The sequence below is a fragment of the Intrasporangium chromatireducens Q5-1 genome (assembly GCF_000576575.1).
GTDB lineage: Bacteria > Actinomycetota > Actinomycetes > Actinomycetales > Dermatophilaceae > Intrasporangium_A > Intrasporangium_A chromatireducens.
The window spans coordinates 1-1,369 of sequence record NZ_AWQS01000468.1 but is presented as its reverse complement, the minus strand read 5'-3'; the positions used below and the strand labels follow the sequence as shown (position 1 = coordinate 1,369).

At 67.5% G+C, this 1,369-nt stretch carries 1 protein-coding gene and 1 pseudogene; both read left to right on the top strand.

Annotated elements, in window-relative coordinates; translation table 11 throughout:
* Window positions 1-131 (top strand): annotated as a pseudogene (locus N864_RS25780) (PadR family transcriptional regulator); the annotation flags it as partial.
* A 170-nt stretch (window positions 132-301) separates the two neighbouring features.
* Window positions 302-928 carry an FtsX-like permease family protein gene (locus N864_RS22270; protein ID WP_081794136.1) on the top strand — a complete coding sequence of 209 codons (627 nt, stop codon included), beginning with the start codon at window positions 302-304 and terminating at the stop codon, window positions 926-928.
* Window positions 929-1,369 lie beyond the last annotated feature (441 nt).

Below are 1,369 nucleotides of genomic sequence, written 5' to 3'. Positions count from 1 at the left end.
CGTGGCCGCTCAACATCGGGCAGGTCTACACTACCCTGGCCCGCCTGGAGCGGGACGGCTTGGTCGAGCCGGTCGACGGGGCTGACGACGAGGGCCGGATCACCTACCGCCTCACAGAGCAGGGTCGAGCGGCCGCGGGCCCGTGCCCAGCGACGTCGAGGACGGAACGGTTCGCTTCTGGGTCGCCGACGGCGTGACCGATGCGAATGGCAACTTCGAGCCGACAGGCTCACCAAAGACCGTCCCCGTTCACGCCCTCGTGATTCCTTGGGACCAGTTCGTTCTCGGTCAGTCACGAGACATGGGCGGCTACAGTGCCTACCTCCCCGCGGAGACCGCCGACCAACAGGGCTGGATGAGCCTTCCCGGGCTGGTGCAACTCGTGGATCCCGATGGCGCCATCTCTGGCAACACCGAGGCCAAGCTCACAGATGCACTGCGGCCCGCATCGGAGAACGCGTCGGTCCGCGTCGAGCGCGGCTTCCAGCGCGACGACACCGTCGCCATCCTCGTGCTGATGGGGATCATCGGGCTGATCATCCTCGTCGCGACCTTCGTCTCCACCGCGCTCTCCATGGCGGAACAACTGCCGATGATGGGCACCCTCGCCGCGGTCGGGGCCACCAGGATGACCCGTCGCAAGCTCGCGGCCGCCCAGGCGTTCCTCCTCTCCGGCCTCGGTGCGGTCGCCGGGGCGGCGATCGGGCTCCTGCCTGGGATCGCTGCGGCCAAGACCGTCACGACGACCAGCGGACAGAGCCACGGCGGGTTCGTCGACATGGTGGACGTGCCAGATGTGGTCGGGCCGTTCGTCGCCATCCCGTGGCTGCAGATCGCGGCACCGATCATCCTCGTCCCGGTCGTTGCCGCCGTGTTCGCCTTCGTATCGATCCGTCGCGCACCCACCGTCACGAGGAGGGCTACCTGACACCGGCCCGAGCGCACGGCAGGCTTGGCTTCGGCCTTGGCCGAAGGTTCGCGAGTCGCGGCAACATCCTCCACAAGGTGACGGCGCCGTGTGCCGGTCGGTGCTGCCGTACGGTGTCAACGAAAGGGAGCGCATTCGTGAGGAGCCGGTCGACGCCATTGGTCCACCGCGGTTCACCTCCATACGAGATGCCGGACTGGTGCGCCCCAAGGGGCGGCTCACCCAGTTCGCTCGCGACGTCCACCCACCCGGGCTTGCCGGCCGCACCAGCACTGGGTGATTGCGGAGGAACGTTCGGAGCGCACCAGTAGGGCCGTTCTCGATTGCCCAGTTGCGCGTTCCCGATCCACTTGTACTGAGACAGTGCGAGCGGGTGTCGTCGCAGGTCAGAGTTAAAGTCACGATCCGCCAGAGGCCCGGGGGGTCGGTACTTTAATCGGG

Excerpts from the sequence above, each read along its gene's own strand:
- N864_RS22270 (WP_081794136.1), top strand. The coding sequence starts at position 302 with ATGGGCGGCTACAGTGCCTACCTCCCCGCGGAGACCGCCGACCAACAG.